Consider the following 17,451-nt stretch of genomic DNA (forward strand, 5'->3'; position numbering starts at 1 on the left):
GATTTTAGTCGGGCGTAATGTGACAGTTTGGCTCAATGCGGCTCAGCCGCGAAGCCATGGCCGGGGGCCGCCCATGACATGGACATGGAGATGGTGAACCTCCTGCCCACCCTCGGTGCCCGTGTTGATCACGACCCGGAAGCCGCCTTCCGGATAGGGCCTGCAGCCCTGCTCCAGCGCCAGCTTGGGTGCCAGGGTCATGATCTTGCCCATGAGGGCCGCGTCGTCGGGCGCCAGCTGGGCCATAGAGGCGATGTGCTTCTTGGGCACCAGCATGAAGTGCACCGGCGCCCACGGCGCGATGTCGTGGAAGCCGAACAGTTCTTCGTCTTCGTAGACCTTGCGCGAGGGAATCTTGCCCTCGATGATTTTGCAGAAGATGCAGTTGGGATCGTGTGACATGTTCAGACAGCCATGGGCTTGCGTTCGCTCCAGTTCAGCCAGCCCTTGACCAGCCGATAGATCATCCACACGGCCGTGGCGAAGAGGATGGGGAAACCGACCAGGATCCAGATGGTGATGAACCCCAGGATGGACCAGCACAGGCCCCACCAGAAGGTGCGGATCTGCCAGGTGAAATGGCTCTGGTAGAGCGTGCCTGCGGCATCTTCGCGCTTGAGGTAGTTCAGCACGATGCCCACGATGCCCGTGAGGCCGCCGGTGAACCACGACAGCGCATACAGCACGTAGACCGCCAGCGTGATCTGGCGCAGGCTCTCGAGTTGCTCGGGCGTCTTGCCCGAGGAGAAGTCGTCGATCGTCGTGATGTCGTTCATTCGGAGACCCCGCCTTTTTCTTCGCTGCTGCGCTGCTGCACCTTGCGCAGGGCTTTTTCCTCGATGCCACTGGTGCCCTCGCGGCGCTCCAGTTCCGCGACCACGTCGGCCGGCGAAAAACCGTAGTGCGCCAGAGCCACCATGGTGTGGAACCACAGGTCGGCCACTTCGTTCACTATTTTCGAGCGGTCGCCGCCGTGGTCGGCGTCCTTGGCGGCCATCACGACCTCGGTGGCTTCCTCGCCGATCTTCTTGAGGAAGGCATCGGGGCCTTTGTGCAGCAGGCGCGCGACGTAGCTTTTCTCGGGGTCGCCGCCGCGGGCGGGAAGGCGCGTCTCGATGACCGCGGCCAGGCGGGCCAGGGCGTCGGAGATGTTGTCGTTGCTCACGGTGGCCGTCATTTGTAGATCGACTCCGGGTCTTTCAAGACAGGTTCGACCACGGTCCAGTTGCCGTTCTCGTACTTGCTGAAGAAGCAGCTGTGGCGGCCGGTATGGCAGGCGATGCCGGGCTCGTGGCCGAGTTGCGTGACCTTGAGCAGCACCACGTCGTTGTCGCAGTCCAGGCGGATCTCGTGCACGGTCTGCACATGGCCCGATTCCTCGCCCTTGAACCAGAGCTTGCCGCGGGAACGGCTGAAATAGACCGCGCGGCCCAGTTCGGCGGTCTTTTCGAGCGCCTCCCGGTTCATCCACGCGAACATCAGGACGTCGTTGCTGCCCTGTTCCTGCGCGATGACCGGCACCAGGCCGTTCGCGTCCCACTTCACTTCATCGAGCCAATTCATGGAGATATTGTCGGGGATAGAAAAAGACCCTCAAAAGCTCAGCTGCGCACGGGAATTCCGCGCTCCGCCATGCGGGCCTTGGCCTGCCCGACGGTGTATTCGCCATAGTGGAAGATGCTGGCGGCCAGCACCGCGTCGGCGCCGCCGTTCTGGATGCCGTCGGCCAGGTCGTCCAGGCTGCCCACGCCGCCCGAGGCGATCACCGGCACGCCGACCGCGTCGCTCACCGCACGGGTCAGCGCCAGGTCGAAGCCGCTCTTGGTGCCGTCGCGGTCCATGCTGGTCAGCAGGATCTCGCCGGCGCCCCGGCGGACCATCTCGGTGGCCCACTCGACGGCGTCGAGGCCGGTGTTCTTGCGCCCGCCGTGGCTGTACACGTCCCAGCCGGCGCCGCGGGTGGCGGCTTCTTCCGGAGTACGGCGCTTGGCGTCGATGGCCACCACGATGCACTGCGAGCCGTATTTCTGCGAAGCGGCGTCGATCACGTTCGGGTCTGCGATGGCGGCCGAGTTGAAGCTGGTCTTGTCGGCGCCCGCGTTGAGCAGCCGGCGCACGTCGGCCACGGTTCGAACGCCGCCGCCCACGGTCAGGGGGATGAAGACCTGCGAGGCCACGGCCTCGATGATCGGCAGGATCAGGTCGCGGCCGTCGCTGGTGGCGGTGATGTCCAGGAAGGTCAGCTCGTCTGCGCCCTGCGCGTTGTAGCGCGCCGCGATCTCGACCGGATCGCCGGCGTCACGCAGTTCGAGGAAGTTGACGCCCTTGACGACACGGCCGCCGGTGACGTCGAGGCAGGGAATGATGCGTTTGGCAAGCATGGGATGAACCGGAAAAGAATCAGGGAACGCAAAGCTGTTGCCAGCCCTGCCATTGGGCGCCGGGTGCCAGCAGCACAGGCTCGTCGATGCGGGCAGCCTCGACGCAGAGCATGTGGCGAAAGCCGTCTTCGGGCATGTCGGCGAGTTTCGCACCGAGCACGGCGCCCGGGTTCCAGACCACGGTTTCGGTGCAACTGGCGCTTTGCGAGATTTCGAGGGTGCCGGCGGGCTGCACCAGCCGCAGCGGCTGGGCGGGCGCGGCATAGACGCTGTCGAATTCGGCGTTGAAGTGCAACGCCGGCGCGGTTTCCACATGGCGGTCGTCGCGCAGCGAATCCCATCGGTTGGCGCCCTGCAGGCCTTCGAGGCGCACCTGGGCGATGTCGTCGACCCGCAGATAGGTGTGCAGCGCCGCGGCGAAGGTCCAGGGCGCATGGTCGGTGTTGAGCAGCGTGAGCGCCGTGCGCAGCTTGCCGGCGGTCAGGGTGGCTTCGAGCCGTGCCTCGAAAGCGTGCGGCCAGAGCTTGCGGGTGGCTTCGCTGTCGCGCAATGTCAGCCGGAGTGTGTCGGGCGCCTCGGCGGCCTGGGTTTCCCAAGGCAGATTGCGCATGAAACCATGCTTGGGCAGCATGCCGCGCTGGTTGAACTGGGGGCAGCAGATGGGTACGCCGCCGCGAATGGCCGCCTGCCCGTCGAATATGGCGCGCGGGCTCAGATAGAGCCTTTCCACCCCGTCGGCCGTGGCCCAGGAGAGCACTTGCGCGCCATGCAGCGCCACGGTGATGGTGCTACCGTCGGCGCCCCGGACGCGGACGGCGGGCTGGCCGCGAAACTCGATCGAGCTGATTTCCATGAAAGGAATTGTAGGCAGCGCCCGCCGCATGGCCGACACATGGAATTGGGCGCCGGGAGCCATTGCGTGCCATGGGGCTTCTTCGATACCCTGTGGCCGAAGAAATACTCACACACGACAAAAGGGGATACGCATGAAAAAGAAGCTGCCGATGGCCGCCTGGATCCTGATCGCCATGGTGCTCGGTATCCTCGTGGGCTACATGATCTTCACGAGCTTTCCGGACAAGAAGGCCGCGAAGGAAATTGCCGACTACGTCTCCATCGTCTCGGACGTGTTCCTGCGCCTCATCAAGATGCTGATCGGGCCGCTGGTGTTTTCCACGCTGGTGGTGGGCATCGCGCACATGGGCGACGCCAAGTCGGTCGGCCGCGTCTTCGGCAAGGCCATCGGCTGGTTCCTGACCGCATCGCTGATCTCGCTGGTGATCGGCCTGGTCATGGCCAACCTGCTCAAGCCCGGCGAGAACCTGGGCCTGCCGCTGCCCGACATCGGCGCCTCGGCCAACCTGGCGACCTCCAAGTTCACGCTGAAGGACTTCGTGAGCCACACGGTGCCCAAGTCCTTCGTCGAGGCCATGGCCAACAACGAAATCCTGCAGATCGTGGTGTTCTCTATGTTCTTCGGCGTGGCGCTCGCCTCGCTGGGCGACAAGGCCAAGACGCTGGTGGCCGCCATCGAGGAGCTGTCGCACGCCATGCTCAAGATCACCGGCTACGTCATGAAGCTCGCGCCGCTCGCGGTGCTGGCTGCCATGGCCGCCACGGTGGCGGTGAACGGGCTGGGCATCCTGCTGAAGTTCGCGGTGTTCATGGGCGACTTCTACCTCGGCCTGTTCGTGCTGTGGAGCGTGCTGACGCTGGCGGGCTTCGTGTTCCTGGGCCCGCGTGTGTTCAAGCTGCTGGTGCTCATCAAGGAAGCCTTCCTGCTGTCCTTTGCCACCGCCAGCTCCGAGGCGGCCTATCCCAAGATCCTGCAGGCGCTCGACCGCTTCGGCGTCAAGCGCAAGATCTCCAGCTTCGTGATGCCGATGGGCTATTCGTTCAACCTCGACGGCTCGATGATGTATTGCACCTTCGCCGTGCTGTTCATCGCCCAGGCCTACGACATCCACATGCCGATCAGCACGCAGGTCACGATGCTGCTGATCCTGATGCTCACCTCCAAGGGCATGGCGGGCGTGCCGCGCGCCTCGCTGGTGGTGATTGCCGCCACCCTGAACCACTTCGACATTCCAGAGGCCGGGCTGCTGCTGATCCTGGGCGTGGACACCTTCCTCGACATGGGCCGCTCGGCCACCAACGCGGTGGGCAACTCCATCGCCACCGCCGTGGTCGCCAAGTGGGAAGGCGAACTGCTCTCCGAGAGCGACGCCGAGGTCAACGCCAAGGCGCTCGACGAGGAGGCCAGCGCCACCCTCGCCCACCCGGCGCACGCATGAGCCGCGACGCCATGAAGCGCATCGGCATGCTGCTCGCGGCCGTGGTGCTGGCCGCGGCGGCGGTTCCCTCGCAGGCGCAGACGCTCGCCGGTACGCTGGCCAAGGTGCGCGCGAGCGGCACCATCGCCATCGGCTACCGCGAGTCGTCGGTGCCGTTCTCGTTCCTCAACACGCGCAAGGAACCCATCGGCTACTCGATCGAACTGTGCCGCTCGCTGGTGAGCGCCATCGAGGACGCGGTGGACAAGAGCCTCGCCATCAAGTGGGTGCCCGTCACGTCGGACTCGCGCATCGACGCGGTCGTTAGCGGCCAGGTCGACCTGGAGTGCGGCTCGACCACCAACAACCTCGAACGCCAGAAGCGCGTGAGCTTCTCGCCGACGATGTTCGTCTCTGGCACCAAGGTGCTGGTGCGCAAGGGCTCGCCGATCAAGTCGTTTCGCGACCTTGCCGGCAAGAAGGTGGCGGTGACGGCCGGCACCACCAACGAGAAGACGCTGCGCGACCTGTCGGCGAAGTTCAAGCTCGGCATCGACCTGCTGGTGGCGCGCGACCATGCGGAGTCGTTCGGGCTCGTGAAGAGCGGGCAGGCCGACGCATTCGCGACCGACGACGTGCTGCTCTACGGCCTGATCGCGCAGGACGCCGCCAAGGCCAGCTACGAGGTGGTCGGCGACTTCCTCTCCTACGACCCCTACGGGATCATGTACCGCAAGGACGATCCGCAGCTGAACAAGGTCGTCGTCGACGCCTTCCAGGTGCTCGCGGAAGACGGCGAGATCGAGCGGCAGTACAAGCGCTGGTTCCTGCGCAAGCTGCCGACCGGGGAAAGCATCGACCTGCCGATGAGCGCGCAGTTGCAGACCATCATCCAGACGATGTCGGTGAAGGCCGAGTAAGCCTTCACCCGGCGACCGCCGTCACCGTACCGGCCATTCCCAGCGCGGGATCTCGCTCATGTCGAGGTTGGCGATGCGCGTCTCGCCGAACCGTTTCTCCAGCACCACGGGCTGCACGCCGTCGCTGTCCTCCAGCGCGGCAATCAGGCGCGCGGCGTGCGACACCACGATCACCTGCGAGCCGCGCGCGGCCTGCGCGATGAGGCGGCCGAGGGCCGGAAGCAAGTCGGGGTGCAGGCTGGTCTCGGGCTCGTTGAGCACCAGCAGCGCGGGTGGACGGGGCGTGAGCAGCGCCGCGATCCACAGCAGGTAGCGCAGCGTGCCGTCGGACAGTTCGGCGGCCGTCAGGGGCCTGAGCAGGCCGTGCTGGTGCATCAGCGTCTCGAAGCGGTCGCCCGACGCGCGCACCTCGACGCGGGCGCCCGGAAAAGCGTCGTCCACCGCGCGGTCGAGCGCCTCGGCGTCGGAGCGGAAGTGGTCGTAAAAGCGCCAGGAGCGCATCTGCTCGCGCAGCGTGAGCATCTCGGGTGCGTCGCGCGGCTCGGCGTGCTCGGTCATCATGCTGGCGAAAGCCGGGATCGGCCGGCCGACGGCCTGCCAGCCCTTGCCTTCGCGCAGTCGCAGCGCAGCGCCCTTGCGGTCGACCAGTTGCGTCGACAGCCGCAGCAGCGGGCCGCTCCAGATGGCCTCGTGCTTGATTTCAGGGTCGTGCGAGAAGGCCGTCGACGGAACCGGTGGCGGCAGGCCGATGTCGATGGCGTAGCCGAAGTCTTCGGCCGTGGTGCCGGCAAAACCGAGCTTGAGCGCGACCGGCTCTCTGCGCGCGGTGCCCTGCACCGGCTGCTCGCCGCGCAGCATGGCGGCCGAGAAGCGCTCCGGCCCCGCCCACAGCGTGGAAGACAGCCCGCCTTCGCGCACCAGCGAACGGATCACCCCGCCGTTGGCGATGTCGGCCAGCAGCCGCATCGCCCGGTACACGCTCGACTTGCCGCTGCCGTTGGCCCCGGTCACGACCGTGAGCCGGCCCAGCGGCACCGTCAGTTGCCGCAGCGAGCGGTAGTTGGCGATGGCGAGCGCGGAAAGCACGCGCTGCGCGGTTAAGGCGTCAGGCGCCGGCCAGTTCGTCCGCGCGGGCCTGCGCGGCGGCGAAGTCGAGATCGCCCGAATAGATGGCGCGGCCGCAGATCACGCCCTCGACGCCGTCGGATTCGACTGCGCAGAGCTTGTCGATGTCCAGCATGTTCGACAGGCCGCCCGAGGCGATCACCGGAATGGTCAGCGCCTGCGCCAGCTTGACGGTGGCCTCGATGTTGATGCCCGAGAGCATGCCGTCGCGGCCGATGTCGGTGTAGATGATCGACTCGACGCCGTAGTCTTCGAACTTCTTGCCCAGGTCTGCCACCTCGTGGCCCGTGAGCTTGCTCCAGCCGTCGGTGGCGACCTTGCCGTCCTTGGCGTCCAGGCCCACGATGATGTGGCCGCCGAAGGCGCTGCAGGCGTCTTTCAGGAAGCCGGGGTTCTTGACCGCGGCGGTACCGATGATCACGTAGCGCAGGCCGTCGTCGATGTAGCGCTCGATGGTGTCGAGGTCGCGGATGCCGCCGCCGAGCTGCACCGGAATGTCGTCGCCCACCTCTTTCAGGATCGCCTTGATCGCCGCGTGGTTCTGCGGCTTGCCCGCGAAGGCGCCGTTCAGATCGACCAGGTGCAGCCGCCGCGCGCCGGCCTCGACCCATTTGCGGGCCATTGCAGCGGGGTCTTCGCTGAAGATGGTGGACTGGTCCATGTCGCCCTGTTTGAGGCGAACGCAATGGCCGTCTTTGAGATCAATGGCGGGAATGAGGAGCATGGAAGTGACGCGAGTGTGCGGAATCCGGGCTGTGAAAGGTTCGGCCCGGTCGGAAAAATAGGTTCAGGGGTTCCAGTGGAGGAAATTGCGATAGAGCTGCAGCCCGTGGTCCGCACTCTTCTCCGGGTGGAACTGGGTGGCAAAAATGTTATCGCGTGCAATGGCTGCGGTAAAGCTCGCGCCGTAATCGGCCTCGCCCACGCTGTGCAGGGCGTCGGCCGGCCGGGCGTAGAAGCTGTGCACGAAGTAGAAGTAGCTCAGGTCGGGAATACCCGCCCACACCGCATGCGGGCGGGCCTGGCGCACCTGGTTCCAGCCCATCTGCGGCACCTTGAAGCGGCTGCCGTCGGCCTGCAGCCGCCCGGCCAGGTCGAACTTGACGACCTCGCCCGGAATGAGGCCCAGGCCGTCGGTCGGGCCCTCGTCGCTGCGCGACAGCATCATCTGCATGCCCACGCACACGCCGAACAGCGGCTTGCTGGCCGCCGCCTCGAGCACCGATTCCTGCAGGCCGGAGTCGCGCAGCTCGCGCATGCAGTCGGGCATGGCGCCCTGCCCCGGCAGCACCACGCGGGTGGCCTTGCGGACCACGTCCGGGTCGGAGGTGACGAACACCTCCACGCCGACCTGATCGGCCGCATGGCGCACGGCCTGCGACACGGAGTGCAGGTTGCCCATGCCGTAGTCGACGACGGCGACGGTATTTGCTACAGATTTCATAGCTGATGGACGAACGCGTTCAGAGCGAGCCCTTGGTCGAGGGAATGACGCCGACGGAACGCGGATCGAGCTCGAGCGCGCCGCGCATGGCGCGCGCGAAGGCCTTGAACACGGTTTCGCACTGGTGGTGCGCATTGACGCCCTTGAGGTTGTCGATGTGCAGCGTGACGAAGGCGTGGTTCACGAAGCCCTGGAAGAACTCGTAGGTGAGCTGGCTGTCGAAGGTGCCGATCATGCCGCTGGTGAAGGGCACGTGCATCACCAGGCCGGGGCGGCCCGAGAAGTCGATGACGACGCGGCTCAGGGCTTCGTCGAGCGGCACGTAGGCATGGCCGTAGCGGCGGATGCCCTTCTTGTCGCCGATGGCCTTGGCCACGGCCTGGCCCAGCGTGATGCCGACGTCTTCCACCGTGTGGTGGCCGTCGATGTGCAGGTCGCCCTGGCAGTCGATGTCGAGGTCGATCAGCCCGTGGCGGGCGATCTGGTCGAGCATGTGGTCGAAGAAGCCGATGCCGGTGGAGAGCTTGGCGCGGCCCGTGCCGTCGAGGTTGACGCTGACGGTGATCTTGGTTTCGGCGGTGTTGCGGGTGACGGACGCGATGCGGTCGCCGCTGTCCTGGCTGGTGGGGGTGGTCATAGTGAGGCTTCGAGCGCCGCGAGCATCCGCGCGTTCTCGTCGGCCGTTCCGACGGTGAGGCGCAGGCAGTTTGCGAGCAGTTCGTGCATTTTAGAAACGTTCTTCACCAGAACCCCGCGAGCCTTCATGCCTTCGAAGGTCTTGGCCGCATCGGGCACGCGCAGCAGGATCATGTTGGCGTCGCTGGGCCAGGTCTTGACGCCCGGCAGGCGGCAGAGGCCCGTCATGAGGCGCTCGCGCTCCTCACGAATCTGGCGGGCCTGGGCCTCGAACACCTCGGCGTGCTCCAGCGCGAACAGCGCGCACTCGCAGTTGAGCACGCTGATGTTGTAGGGCGGGCGCACCTTGTCGATCTCTGCGACCAGCGCGGCCGGCCCCATGAGGTAGCCCAGCCGGATGCCGGCCAGGCCGAACTTGCTGAGCGTGCGCATCAGCAGCACATGGCGGTGCCGGGCCAGCCGGTCGATGTAGCTGCGCGCGGCGAAGGGCTGGTAGGCCTCGTCCATCACCACCAGGCCGCCCTGCGCGCCCTGGGCCTCGACGATCTTCTCGACGACGGCGTCGTTCCAGAGATTGGCGGTCGGGTTGTTCGGGTAGGCCAGGTAGACGATGGCGGGCTTTTCGCGGGCGATGGCGGCCAGCATGGCGGCCTCGTCGAGCTCGAAATCGGCCGTGAGCGGCACGCCGACGAACTTCAGGCCCTGCAGCTTCGCGCTCATGGCGTACATGACGAAGCCGGGCAGCGGCGCCAGCACAGTCGCGCCGGGCAGGTCGCAGGCAATGGCCAGCAGCGAGATCAGCTCGTCCGAGCCATTGCCCAGCATCAGCGCGAAGCCTTCGGGCATCTGCGCGTGGGCGGCCAGCGCGCGCTGCAGCTCGGCGCCGCGGTCGCCCGGATAGCGGTTCAGCGCCAGCGCGCCGAGCCGGGTGCCCAGTTCGGCCTGCAGCGCGGGCGGCAGGCCGAAGGGGTTTTCCATCGCGTCGAGCTTGATGAGGCCGCGCGCGTCCTGCACCGCGTAGGCATGCATGGACCGCACGTCGGAGCGGATGCGGTCGAGCGGCGGGCGGGCGGATTCGGGAGCGGTCATTTGGTGCAGCGGTAGCTGTTCTTCAGGGCGCCGGCCATGACCAGTTGCACAGGCATGTCGGCTTCGTAACTTTCGGCGTTGCGGGTCAGCTCGGTCTGGTAGAGCGAGCGGGCCATGGCGGGCTCGAGGCGGCGTCCCTCGACGCAGAACACGGGCTTGAGCCCATTGCGCTGCGAAGATTCGACGCCTTCCCGCAGGCCCTCGAGCACGCCCACCAGGTAATAGCTGGCGTAGGCCTTGCCGTCCTTCTCGGTGGCCTCGAGCGTGCGCAGTTCGCGGATGCTCATGGCCTGCGCGCCGGCGGCGGCAGCCAGCGCGATCAGCAGGAAGACGGCACGTTTCATGGCGTTACTGGCGATAGCGCGGCGGCGGCGCGTAGGTGCCGTCGGCCGGGAAGGCGCTGGGTTGCGGCGGCGATGCGTCGCGGCGCTGGCGGCGCGGCACGTCGCGCTCTTCGAGCTCGAACAGCGCGGCGCCGATCACGCCGATGTTGCGCACGTCGCCGGCCTCGGTGTTGGCGGCATAGGCGCGCCCGGGCGTGGCGAAGCGGAAGGCGGCAACCTCGTTCTGGCTCTTGCGGAAGCCCTCGATGGTCAGCGCCTGCATCGGGCGCAGCACGTAGCCGCCGTTGCGCAGGCTGCCGGGCTTGCCGTTGAGCACGTCCAGGCCGTCGACCGTGGCGATCACCTCGTAGCTGCGCTCGCTGAGGTTGCGAAAGCGCAGCGTGTAGCGCGAACCCTCGACACCAGCGAGGCGGAAGGTGTCGTCGCCGCCGCTGCCCCGGCGGGCGCGCTGCAGCGGCAGCGGGCTGCCGGTCTCGTCGAGCACCGACCATTCGACGTCTCCGTCGGCCAGCAGCAGGTTCAGGCGGCGCTCGGGGTTGTTGCCCACCGCGCGGCGCACGGCAGCGGCCTCGTTGTAGCCCAGCGATGCCATGTCGTCCGGTTGCTCGGACAGGCGCTTGGCGACGACCGTGCGCGTCTTCGATTCCAGGCCCTCCCCCCACTGGGTGCCGAGCCGCGGCGCGGGCGCTGCGCTGGGCGCGGCGCTGGTGGTGACCGCCTGAGGCATCTGGCTGCAGGCGGCAAGCAATGCCGCACCGGCGACGAGGCCGGTGGCGAACTTGAAAAGTCGCGAACGATAGAGACGATCAATCATCTTGCTGGCTCCTCCCTGAGGGGTTATGGAGCCTCAGATCTTACGCAGGCGCATGCGCGCGGCCTCGGCGTGCGCCTGCAGGCCCTCGCCCTCGGCCAGCGTGACGGCGATAGGGCCGAGCACCTGGGCGCCGGCTTCGCTGACCTCGATCAGGCTGGAGCGCTTCTGGAAGTCGTACACGCCCAGCGGACTGGAGAAGCGCGCCGTGCCGCTGGTGGGCAGCACGTGGTTCGGGCCGGCGCAGTAGTCGCCCAGGCTTTCGCTGGTGAAGGCGCCGAGGAAGATCGCACCGGCGTGGCGCAGCAGCGGCTCCCAGCGGTTCGGCTCGCTGCTGCTCACTTCGAGGTGTTCGGGGGCGATGCGGTTGCTGATCTCGCAGGCCTCTTCCATGCTCTTCGTGTGGATCAGCGCGCCGCGGCCGTTGAGCGAGGCGGCAATGATTTCCGCGCGCGGCATGGCCGGCAGCAGGCGGTCGATCTCGGCCTGCACGCGGTCGATGTAGGCCGCGTCGGGGCACAGCAGGATGCTCTGCGCCAGTTCGTCGTGCTCGGCCTGGCTGAACAGGTCCATGGCCACCCAGTCGGGCGGCGTGCTGCCGTCGGCCAGCACCAGGATCTCGCTCGGGCCGGCGATCATGTCGATGCCCACGGTGCCGAACACGCGGCGCTTGGCGGCCGCCACGTAGGCATTGCCGGGGCCGGTGATCTTGTCGACTGCGGGAACGGTGGCGGTGCCGTAGGCCAGCGCGGCCACGGCCTGGGCGCCGCCGATGGTGAAGCCACGCGTCACGCCGGCCACGTAGGCGGCGGCGAGCACGAGCTGGTTCTTCTCGCCCTTCGGTGTGGGCACGACCATGATGATTTCGCCCACGCCCGCCACATGTGCCGGAATCGCGTTCATCAGCACGCTCGACGGGTAGGCGGCCTTGCCGCCCGGCACGTAGATGCCGACCCGATCAAGCGGCGTGACCTTCTGGCCGAGCAGCGTGCCGTCGGCGTCGCGGTAGCTCCAGCTTTCACCGCTGGCCTTCTTCTGGGCCTCGTGGTAGCTGCGTACGCGGCGCGCGGCGGCTTCGAGCGCGTCGCGTTGCCCGGCGGGCAGCGATTCGAAGGCGGCCTTCAGCTCGGCCTGCGTGAGTTCCAGCTCGGGCAGCGTCTTCGCACCCAGCTTGTCGAAGCGGTTGGTGTATTCCAGCACCGCCTCGTCGCCCCGCTTCTGCACGTCGGCGAGGATGTCGGCCACGACCTTCTCGATGGCCGCGTCGTCGTCCGCGGACCAATGCAGCCGCGCCTTGAATTCAGCATCGAAGCTGGCTGAAGTCGTGGACAGTCGGGCGGGGGCTGCTTTCAGAGTCATGGGCGTTGGTTTCGTGGGTTTCAGGCTGACGGAATGGCCGATGCGAACGCGTCGATGATGTGGCGGATCGGCTCGCGCTTGAGCTTGAGCGCCGCCTGGTTGACCACCAGGCGGGCGCTGATGTCCATGATGCGTTCCACCTCGACGAGATGGTTGGCCTTGAGCGTGTTGCCGGTCGAGACCAGGTCGACGATGGCGTCTGCCAGCCCGGTGAGCGGCGCCAGCTCCATGCTGCCGTAGAGCTTGATCAGGTCGACGTGCACGCCTTTGCTTGCGAAGAAGTCGCGCGACAGGCCCACGTACTTGGTGGCCACGCGCAGGCGGGAACCCTGCTTCACGGCAGAGGCGTAGTCGTAGTCGGCGCGCACGGCCACGCTCAGGCGGCAGGCCGCGATGCGCAGGTCCAGCGGCTGGTACATGCCCTGGTTGCCGTTCTCCAGCAGCACGTCGAGCCCGGTCACGCCGAGGTCGGCGCCGCCGTACTGCACGTAGGTGGGCACGTCGGACGCGCGCACCAGCACCACGCGCACGTCGGGACGGGTGGTTTCGAGGATCAGCTTGCGCGACTTCTCGGGGTCTTCGGTGACCTCGATTCCGGCCGCTGCCAGCAGGGGCATCGTCTCTTCGAAGATGCGGCCTTTGGAAAGCGCCAATGTGATCATGCGGCGGCTCCCGTCACGCGTTCGATGTCGGCTCCGAGGCCGCGCAGCTTGGATTCCATTCGGTCGTAGCCCCGGTCCAGGTGGTAGATGCGGTCGACCAGCGTCTCGCCCTCGGCCACGAGGCCGGCAATGACGAGGCTGGCGGAGGCGCGCAGGTCAGTCGCCATCACGGTGGCGCCCGACAGCTGCCGCACGCCGGTGACCATCGCGACCTTGCCTTCGACGTGGATCTGGGCGCCCAGGCGCACCATCTCGTTCACGTGCATGAAGCGGTTCTCGAAGATGGTCTCGGTGACCATCGAGGCGCCGCGCGCGATCACGTTCAGGGCCATGAACTGGGCCTGCATGTCGGTCGGGAAGCCGGGGTATTCGGTGGTGCTGAAGCTCTGTGCGTTCAGGTGTTCGTAGGCGGGGCCCTTGGAGCCGATGCGCACGCCGTCTTTCTCGCAGGCCACGGTGCAGCCGGCGTCGCGCAGCTTGTCGATCACGGCGTCGAGGTGGTCGCCACGCGCATGGCGCAGGAAAGCCTCGCCGCCCGTGGCTGCCACCGCGCACAGGAAGGTGCCGGCCTCGATGCGGTCGGCCACCACGGCATGCTCGCAGCCGTGCAGCTTCTCGACGCCCTGGATGCGGATGTGGCTGGTGCCGTGGCCTTCGATCTTCGCGCCCATGCGGATCAGCATTTCGGCCAGGTCGACGATCTCCGGCTCCTGGGCGGCGTTCTCGAGCAGCGTCTCGCCCTCGGCAAGCGCGGCCGCCATGAGGAAGTTCTCGGTGCCGGTGACGGTGACCATGTCTGTCAGGATGCGCGCGCCCTTCAGGCGGGTGCGCCCCTCCGGCAGGCGAGCGACCATGTAGCCGTGCTCGACCACGATCTCCGCGCCCATGGCCTGCAGGCCCTTGATGTGCTGGTCGACCGGCCGCGAACCGATGGCGCAGCCGCCCGGCAGCGACACCCTGGCATGGCCGAAACGCGCCAGCAGCGGGCCCAGGGCCAGCACGGAGGCGCGCATGGTCTTCACGAGCTCGTAGGGCGCCTCGGGGTTGGTCAGGTCGGCGGCGTTCAGGCGCACGGTGCCGTTGTCATCGCGCTCGGCCGTCACGCCCATGTTGCGCACCAGCTTGAGCATGGTCGACACGTCCTGCAGGCGCGGCACGTTGTGCAGCACCACGGGCTGGTCGGTCAACAGCGCCGCGCACAGCTCGGGCAGCGCAGCGTTCTTGGCGCCGGAAATGAGTACTTCGCCGCGGAGCTCTCGCCCGCCGCGAATCAGAAGTTTGTCCATCGAAGTTCCAGCGAAATCAGGGGGCCGCCAGGGCCGGAAAGTTATTTTTCCACTGCCGCCCATTCGGCCGGCGTGTAGGTCTTCATCGAAAGCGCGTGCACCTCGTCGGTGTGCATTTTCGCACCGAGGGTGGCGTAGACCCGCTGATGGCGCTGGATCGAGCGCTTGCCCTCGAATTCGGCCGAGACGATGGTGGCGTACCAGTGTCGGCCGTCGCCCTCGAGCGTGATGTGCTCGCATGGGAGATGGGACTGGATCAGGGCCTGGAGTTGTTCGGCGGTCATGGGATTTTGGGGAAGAGGCGCTCAGCTACGGATCTTGTAGCCGATGCGCAGCAGGTGGACGGCAATGGCGCTCACCACCAGCCAGGCGGTGCCGACGATGCCGAGGCTCAGCCAGGGCGAGGCGTCGCTGACGCCGAAGAAACCGTAGCGGAAGCCGTCGATCATGTAGAAGAACGGGTTCAGGTGGCTCACCTTCTGCCAGAAGGGCGGCAGCGAGCCGATCGAATAGAACACGCCCGACAGGAAGGTCATGGGCATGATCAGGAAGTTCTGGAACACCGCCATCTGGTCGAACTTCTCGGCCCAGAGGCCGGCGATGAGGCCCAGCGTGCCCAGCATGGCCGCGCCCAGCAGCGCGAACACGATGATCCACAGCGGCGCCACGAAGTCGGGCACGGCGAAGAGCATGGTCACCAGGAACACGCCCAGCCCCACGGCCAGCCCGCGGATGATCGACGAGCCCACGTAGGCGAAGAACCAGCCCCAGTGCGACAGCGGCGTGAGCAGCACGAACACCAGATTGCCCATGATCTTGCTCTGGATGATCGACGAAGAGCTGTTGGCAAAGGCGTTCTGCAGCACGCTCATCATCACGAGGCCGGGCACCAGGAAGGCCGTGTAGCCGACCGTGCCGTAGACCGTCACGCGGCCTTCGAGCACATGGCCGAACACCATGAGATACAGCAGCGCGGTGAGCACCGGCGCGCCGACGGTCTGGAAGCCGACCTTCCAGAAGCGCAGCGTTTCCTTGTAGAGCAGCGCGCGCCAACCCGTTACCGCCATCATCTTGCGACCTCCAGCGGCGTCTGCTCGCCCGCCATCAGGTCGATGAACACGTCTTCCAGGTCGGCCTTGCGCATTTCCACGTCTTCCACCGCGACGCCGGCTTCGCGGATCGCGGCCAGCAGTTGTTCGACTTCATGGGCGTTCTGCGCAGGCAGCTGCACGATGCGCCCGGTAATGCGCGCGTTCTTCGCGATCTCCCAGGGCAGCATGGCGTCCGTCTTGAACCGCAGCACGTTGCTCGCAGCCGACTTCAGCAGTTCGCTGGTGCGGGCCAGCGCGATAACGCGGCCCAGCTTGAGCATCGCGATGCGGCTGCACAGCGCTTCGGCCTCTTCCAGGTAATGGGTGGTGAGCAGCACGGTGCTGCCCTGCTTGTTGAGCCTGGCGACGAACTGCCAGAGCGTCTGGCGCAACTCGACGTCGACACCGGCGGTGGGCTCGTCGAGCACGATCACAGGCGGCTTGTGCACCAGCGCCTGTGCCACCAGCACCCGGCGCTTCATGCCGCCCGAGAGCTGGCGCATGTTGGCCGTGGCCTTGTCGGCGAGGCCCAGGCTTTGCAGCAGTTCGTCGATCCAGGCCTCGTTGTTCTTGATGCCGAAGTAGCCCGACTGGATGCGCAGCGACTCGCGCACATTGAAGAAGGGGTCGAACACCAGCTCCTGCGGCACGATGCCCAGTTGGCGGCGCGCCTGCGCGAAGTCGCGCTGCACGTCGAAGCCGTGGACGCTGATGGCGCCCGACGTGGGACGCGAAAGCCCCGCGAGCATGCTGATCAGGGAGGTCTTGCCGGCGCCGTTGGGGCCGAGCAGGCCGAAGAATTCGCCCGGCTCGATCTGGAAGCTGACCTCGTCGACAGCCTTCAGCCCTTGCTTGCCTTGGGCTTTCTGCTGTTTGGAGGGGGGGTAGGTCTTGGAGACCGATTGGAATGAGATCGCGGGCATGAGAGCCCGCGATTTTACGGGGCGGCTCCACAAGCTGCCGCGCAGCGGCTGATTGCCCTCATGCGGCCGCCGCCGGGCCGACCCAAGGCGGGCCGCGCCTCCCCTTTGGGGGGTGGCGAACTACACGCAGCGAAGCAAAGTGAAAAGCCGGGGGGCCAACAGTCAAGGCGCGGCGGGCAAAAGGCCCGCAACACCATACAGCGTGGCCAGTTCGCGCAGGCGGGGCGACAGGCCCTTGACCGAGAACCCCCGGCCCAGTGCGCTCGATTCGCGGCGGCACTCCAGCAGCACGGCCAGCGCCGACGAATCGAACTGGGCCAGCGCGGTCGCGTCGACCACGGTGGACGACGAATCGGTCTGGCCCTTCAGCCCCTGCTGCAGCATTCGCATGCAGGCGGGGGCCTCGTCATGGGTGAGCCGGGTGGGCAGGACCAACATCGCTCGGCCCTCAGCCCTTGGCGTTGCCCTTGTTGCGCGCAGCCAGCGCGGCAATCAGGCCATCGATGCCGCTCTTGTTGATTTCCTGCGCGAACTGGGTGCGGTAGGTATCGACCAGCCACACGCCCAGCACGTTCAGGTTGTAGACCTTCCAGCCGGCGCCCTGGCCGGGGGTCTTTTCAAGGCGGTAGTCGAGCTGGACTGGGTCGCCGCGGCCCCTGACTTCGGTGCGCACCAGCACATCGGTGTCGTCGGGCGAGCCGCGGAACGGGCGGATGGTGACGGTCTGGTCGGTCACCTGGTCGAGCGCGCCGGCGTAGGTGCGTACCAGGAGGGTCTTGAACTCGTCCTGCAGGCGCTTTTGCTGCTCGGGCGTGGCGGTGCGCCAGGCCGGGCCGACGGCCGAGGCCGTCATGCGCTGGAAGTTGACGTTCGGCATGATCTTGCTGTCGACCAGCACCATGATCTTGTTCACGTCACCCGACTTGATGCTCGAATCGGACTTGATGGTCTCGAGCACGTCGGTCGAGAGGCGCTTCACCAGCGCATCGGGCGCTTCGTCGGCTGCGCGCGCGGGCTGCACGAAGGCGACAGCGGCCCCGAACAGCAGGGCGCCGGCCAGCACCAGGCGGCCGAGATCGCGTCGTTGCAAGGTCTTGTTGTTCATGG

The 17,451-nt window shown here is 66.9% G+C and carries 23 protein-coding genes; 2 read left to right on the forward strand and 21 right to left on the reverse strand.

The features are described from left to right. Positions 1 to 42 precede the first annotated feature (42 nt). Genes ACWV14_RS26075 through ACWV14_RS26100 form a run of 6 tightly spaced genes read right to left on the reverse strand, consistent with a single transcriptional unit; the run spans position 43 to position 3,234 of the window. Positions 43 to 402 (reverse strand): histidine triad nucleotide-binding protein, encoded by a 360-nt coding sequence (locus ACWV14_RS26075; RefSeq protein WP_454904446.1) that lies wholly within the window; start codon positions 400 to 402, stop codon positions 43 to 45. Positions 403 to 404: 2 nt separating this feature from the next. Further along, on the reverse strand, positions 405 to 776 hold the full coding sequence (locus ACWV14_RS26080; protein WP_422088040.1) for a DUF4870 family protein: 372 nt from the start codon (positions 774 to 776) through the stop codon (positions 405 to 407). Next, complete coding sequence (locus tag ACWV14_RS26085; protein WP_454904447.1) at positions 773 to 1,177, reverse strand: phosphoribosyl-ATP diphosphatase; 405 nt, start codon at positions 1,175 to 1,177, stop codon at positions 773 to 775. Before ACWV14_RS26085 ends, ACWV14_RS26080 begins: the two co-directional genes overlap by 4 nt. Beyond that, positions 1,174 to 1,563 carry a phosphoribosyl-AMP cyclohydrolase gene (hisI, locus tag ACWV14_RS26090; protein ID WP_422088042.1) on the reverse strand — a complete coding sequence of 130 codons (390 nt, stop codon included), beginning with the start codon at positions 1,561 to 1,563 and terminating at the stop codon, positions 1,174 to 1,176. Before hisI ends, ACWV14_RS26085 begins: the two co-directional genes overlap by 4 nt. A 38-nt stretch (positions 1,564 to 1,601) precedes the next feature. Next, a complete protein-coding gene (gene hisF, locus ACWV14_RS26095) occupies positions 1,602 to 2,381 on the reverse strand; it encodes an imidazole glycerol phosphate synthase subunit HisF (RefSeq protein WP_422088043.1) in 780 nt (259 codons plus the stop codon). A gap of 19 nt (positions 2,382 to 2,400) precedes the next feature. Continuing rightward, positions 2,401 to 3,234 (reverse strand): D-hexose-6-phosphate mutarotase, encoded by an 834-nt coding sequence (locus ACWV14_RS26100; RefSeq protein ID WP_454904448.1) that lies wholly within the window; start codon positions 3,232 to 3,234, stop codon positions 2,401 to 2,403. Positions 3,235 to 3,367: 133 nt separating this feature from the next. On the opposite strand from ACWV14_RS26100, the gene ACWV14_RS26105 reads away from it, so the two are divergent. Both ACWV14_RS26105 and ACWV14_RS26110 read left to right on the forward strand, forming a co-directional pair. Continuing rightward, entirely contained in the window at positions 3,368 to 4,675 is a 1,308-nt protein-coding gene (locus tag ACWV14_RS26105; protein WP_454904449.1) for a dicarboxylate/amino acid:cation symporter, read from the forward strand. Between the two features lie 26 nt (positions 4,676 to 4,701). Further along, positions 4,702 to 5,574, forward strand: coding sequence for an amino acid ABC transporter substrate-binding protein (locus tag ACWV14_RS26110; protein ID WP_454906077.1), 873 nt, complete (start codon positions 4,702 to 4,704; stop codon positions 5,572 to 5,574). 21 nt (positions 5,575 to 5,595) lie between these two features. Here ACWV14_RS26110 and ACWV14_RS26115 read toward each other — a convergent pair whose 3' ends face one another. The 15 genes from ACWV14_RS26115 to ACWV14_RS26185 all read right to left on the reverse strand — a co-directional run bounded on the left by ACWV14_RS26115 (position 5,596) and on the right by ACWV14_RS26185 (position 17,449). Further along, positions 5,596 to 6,660 carry an AAA family ATPase gene (locus tag ACWV14_RS26115; protein WP_454904450.1) on the reverse strand — a complete coding sequence of 355 codons (1,065 nt, stop codon included), beginning with the start codon at positions 6,658 to 6,660 and terminating at the stop codon, positions 5,596 to 5,598. Between the two features lie 19 nt (positions 6,661 to 6,679). After that, positions 6,680 to 7,423, reverse strand: a complete 744-nt coding sequence (gene hisA / locus ACWV14_RS26120; RefSeq protein ID WP_422088047.1) for a 1-(5-phosphoribosyl)-5-[(5-phosphoribosylamino)methylideneamino]imidazole-4-carboxamide isomerase — start codon at positions 7,421 to 7,423, stop codon at positions 6,680 to 6,682. A gap of 63 nt (positions 7,424 to 7,486) precedes the next feature. Beyond that, a complete protein-coding gene (hisH, locus tag ACWV14_RS26125) occupies positions 7,487 to 8,143 on the reverse strand; it encodes an imidazole glycerol phosphate synthase subunit HisH (protein ID WP_422088048.1) in 657 nt (218 codons plus the stop codon). A gap of 19 nt (positions 8,144 to 8,162) precedes the next feature. Beyond that, positions 8,163 to 8,780, reverse strand: coding sequence for an imidazoleglycerol-phosphate dehydratase HisB (hisB, locus tag ACWV14_RS26130; protein ID WP_422088049.1), 618 nt, complete (start codon positions 8,778 to 8,780; stop codon positions 8,163 to 8,165). Further along, positions 8,777 to 9,868, reverse strand: a complete 1,092-nt coding sequence (gene hisC / locus ACWV14_RS26135; protein WP_454904451.1) for a histidinol-phosphate transaminase — start codon at positions 9,866 to 9,868, stop codon at positions 8,777 to 8,779. Before hisC ends, hisB begins: the two co-directional genes overlap by 4 nt. Continuing rightward, positions 9,865 to 10,212 carry a hypothetical protein gene (locus ACWV14_RS26140; protein ID WP_422088051.1) on the reverse strand — a complete coding sequence of 116 codons (348 nt, stop codon included), beginning with the start codon at positions 10,210 to 10,212 and terminating at the stop codon, positions 9,865 to 9,867. Before ACWV14_RS26140 ends, hisC begins: the two co-directional genes overlap by 4 nt. A gap of 4 nt (positions 10,213 to 10,216) precedes the next feature. Beyond that, positions 10,217 to 11,026, reverse strand: coding sequence for a hypothetical protein (locus ACWV14_RS26145; protein WP_454904452.1), 810 nt, complete (start codon positions 11,024 to 11,026; stop codon positions 10,217 to 10,219). A 33-nt stretch (positions 11,027 to 11,059) separates the two neighbouring features. Then, positions 11,060 to 12,382: a histidinol dehydrogenase gene (gene hisD / locus ACWV14_RS26150; RefSeq protein WP_454904453.1), complete on the reverse strand. Its 1,323-nt coding sequence runs from the start codon at positions 12,380 to 12,382 to the stop codon at positions 11,060 to 11,062. A 20-nt stretch (positions 12,383 to 12,402) separates the two neighbouring features. Continuing rightward, entirely contained in the window at positions 12,403 to 13,044 is a 642-nt protein-coding gene (gene hisG, locus ACWV14_RS26155) for an ATP phosphoribosyltransferase (protein WP_422088054.1), read from the reverse strand. Next, positions 13,041 to 14,330, reverse strand: coding sequence for a UDP-N-acetylglucosamine 1-carboxyvinyltransferase (gene murA, locus ACWV14_RS26160; protein ID WP_454904454.1), 1,290 nt, complete (start codon positions 14,328 to 14,330; stop codon positions 13,041 to 13,043). The genes hisG and murA overlap by 4 nt, the downstream gene beginning before the upstream one ends. A 41-nt stretch (positions 14,331 to 14,371) precedes the next feature. Continuing rightward, entirely contained in the window at positions 14,372 to 14,614 is a 243-nt protein-coding gene (locus ACWV14_RS26165) for a BolA family protein (protein ID WP_093048598.1), read from the reverse strand. A gap of 21 nt (positions 14,615 to 14,635) precedes the next feature. Further along, positions 14,636 to 15,400 (reverse strand): ABC transporter permease, encoded by a 765-nt coding sequence (locus tag ACWV14_RS26170; protein ID WP_081266453.1) that lies wholly within the window; start codon positions 15,398 to 15,400, stop codon positions 14,636 to 14,638. Then, entirely contained in the window at positions 15,397 to 16,344 is a 948-nt protein-coding gene (locus tag ACWV14_RS26175) for an ABC transporter ATP-binding protein (protein ID WP_081266454.1), read from the reverse strand. Before ACWV14_RS26175 ends, ACWV14_RS26170 begins: the two co-directional genes overlap by 4 nt. Positions 16,345 to 16,506: 162 nt before the next feature. Beyond that, positions 16,507 to 16,782 carry an STAS domain-containing protein gene (locus ACWV14_RS26180; protein WP_237678947.1) on the reverse strand — a complete coding sequence of 92 codons (276 nt, stop codon included), beginning with the start codon at positions 16,780 to 16,782 and terminating at the stop codon, positions 16,507 to 16,509. A gap of 10 nt (positions 16,783 to 16,792) precedes the next feature. Beyond that, positions 16,793 to 17,449: an MlaC/ttg2D family ABC transporter substrate-binding protein gene (locus ACWV14_RS26185; RefSeq protein ID WP_454904455.1), complete on the reverse strand. Its 657-nt coding sequence runs from the start codon at positions 17,447 to 17,449 to the stop codon at positions 16,793 to 16,795. Positions 17,450 to 17,451 lie beyond the last annotated feature (2 nt).

The sequence above is a fragment of the Variovorax durovernensis genome, from assembly GCF_977011995.1.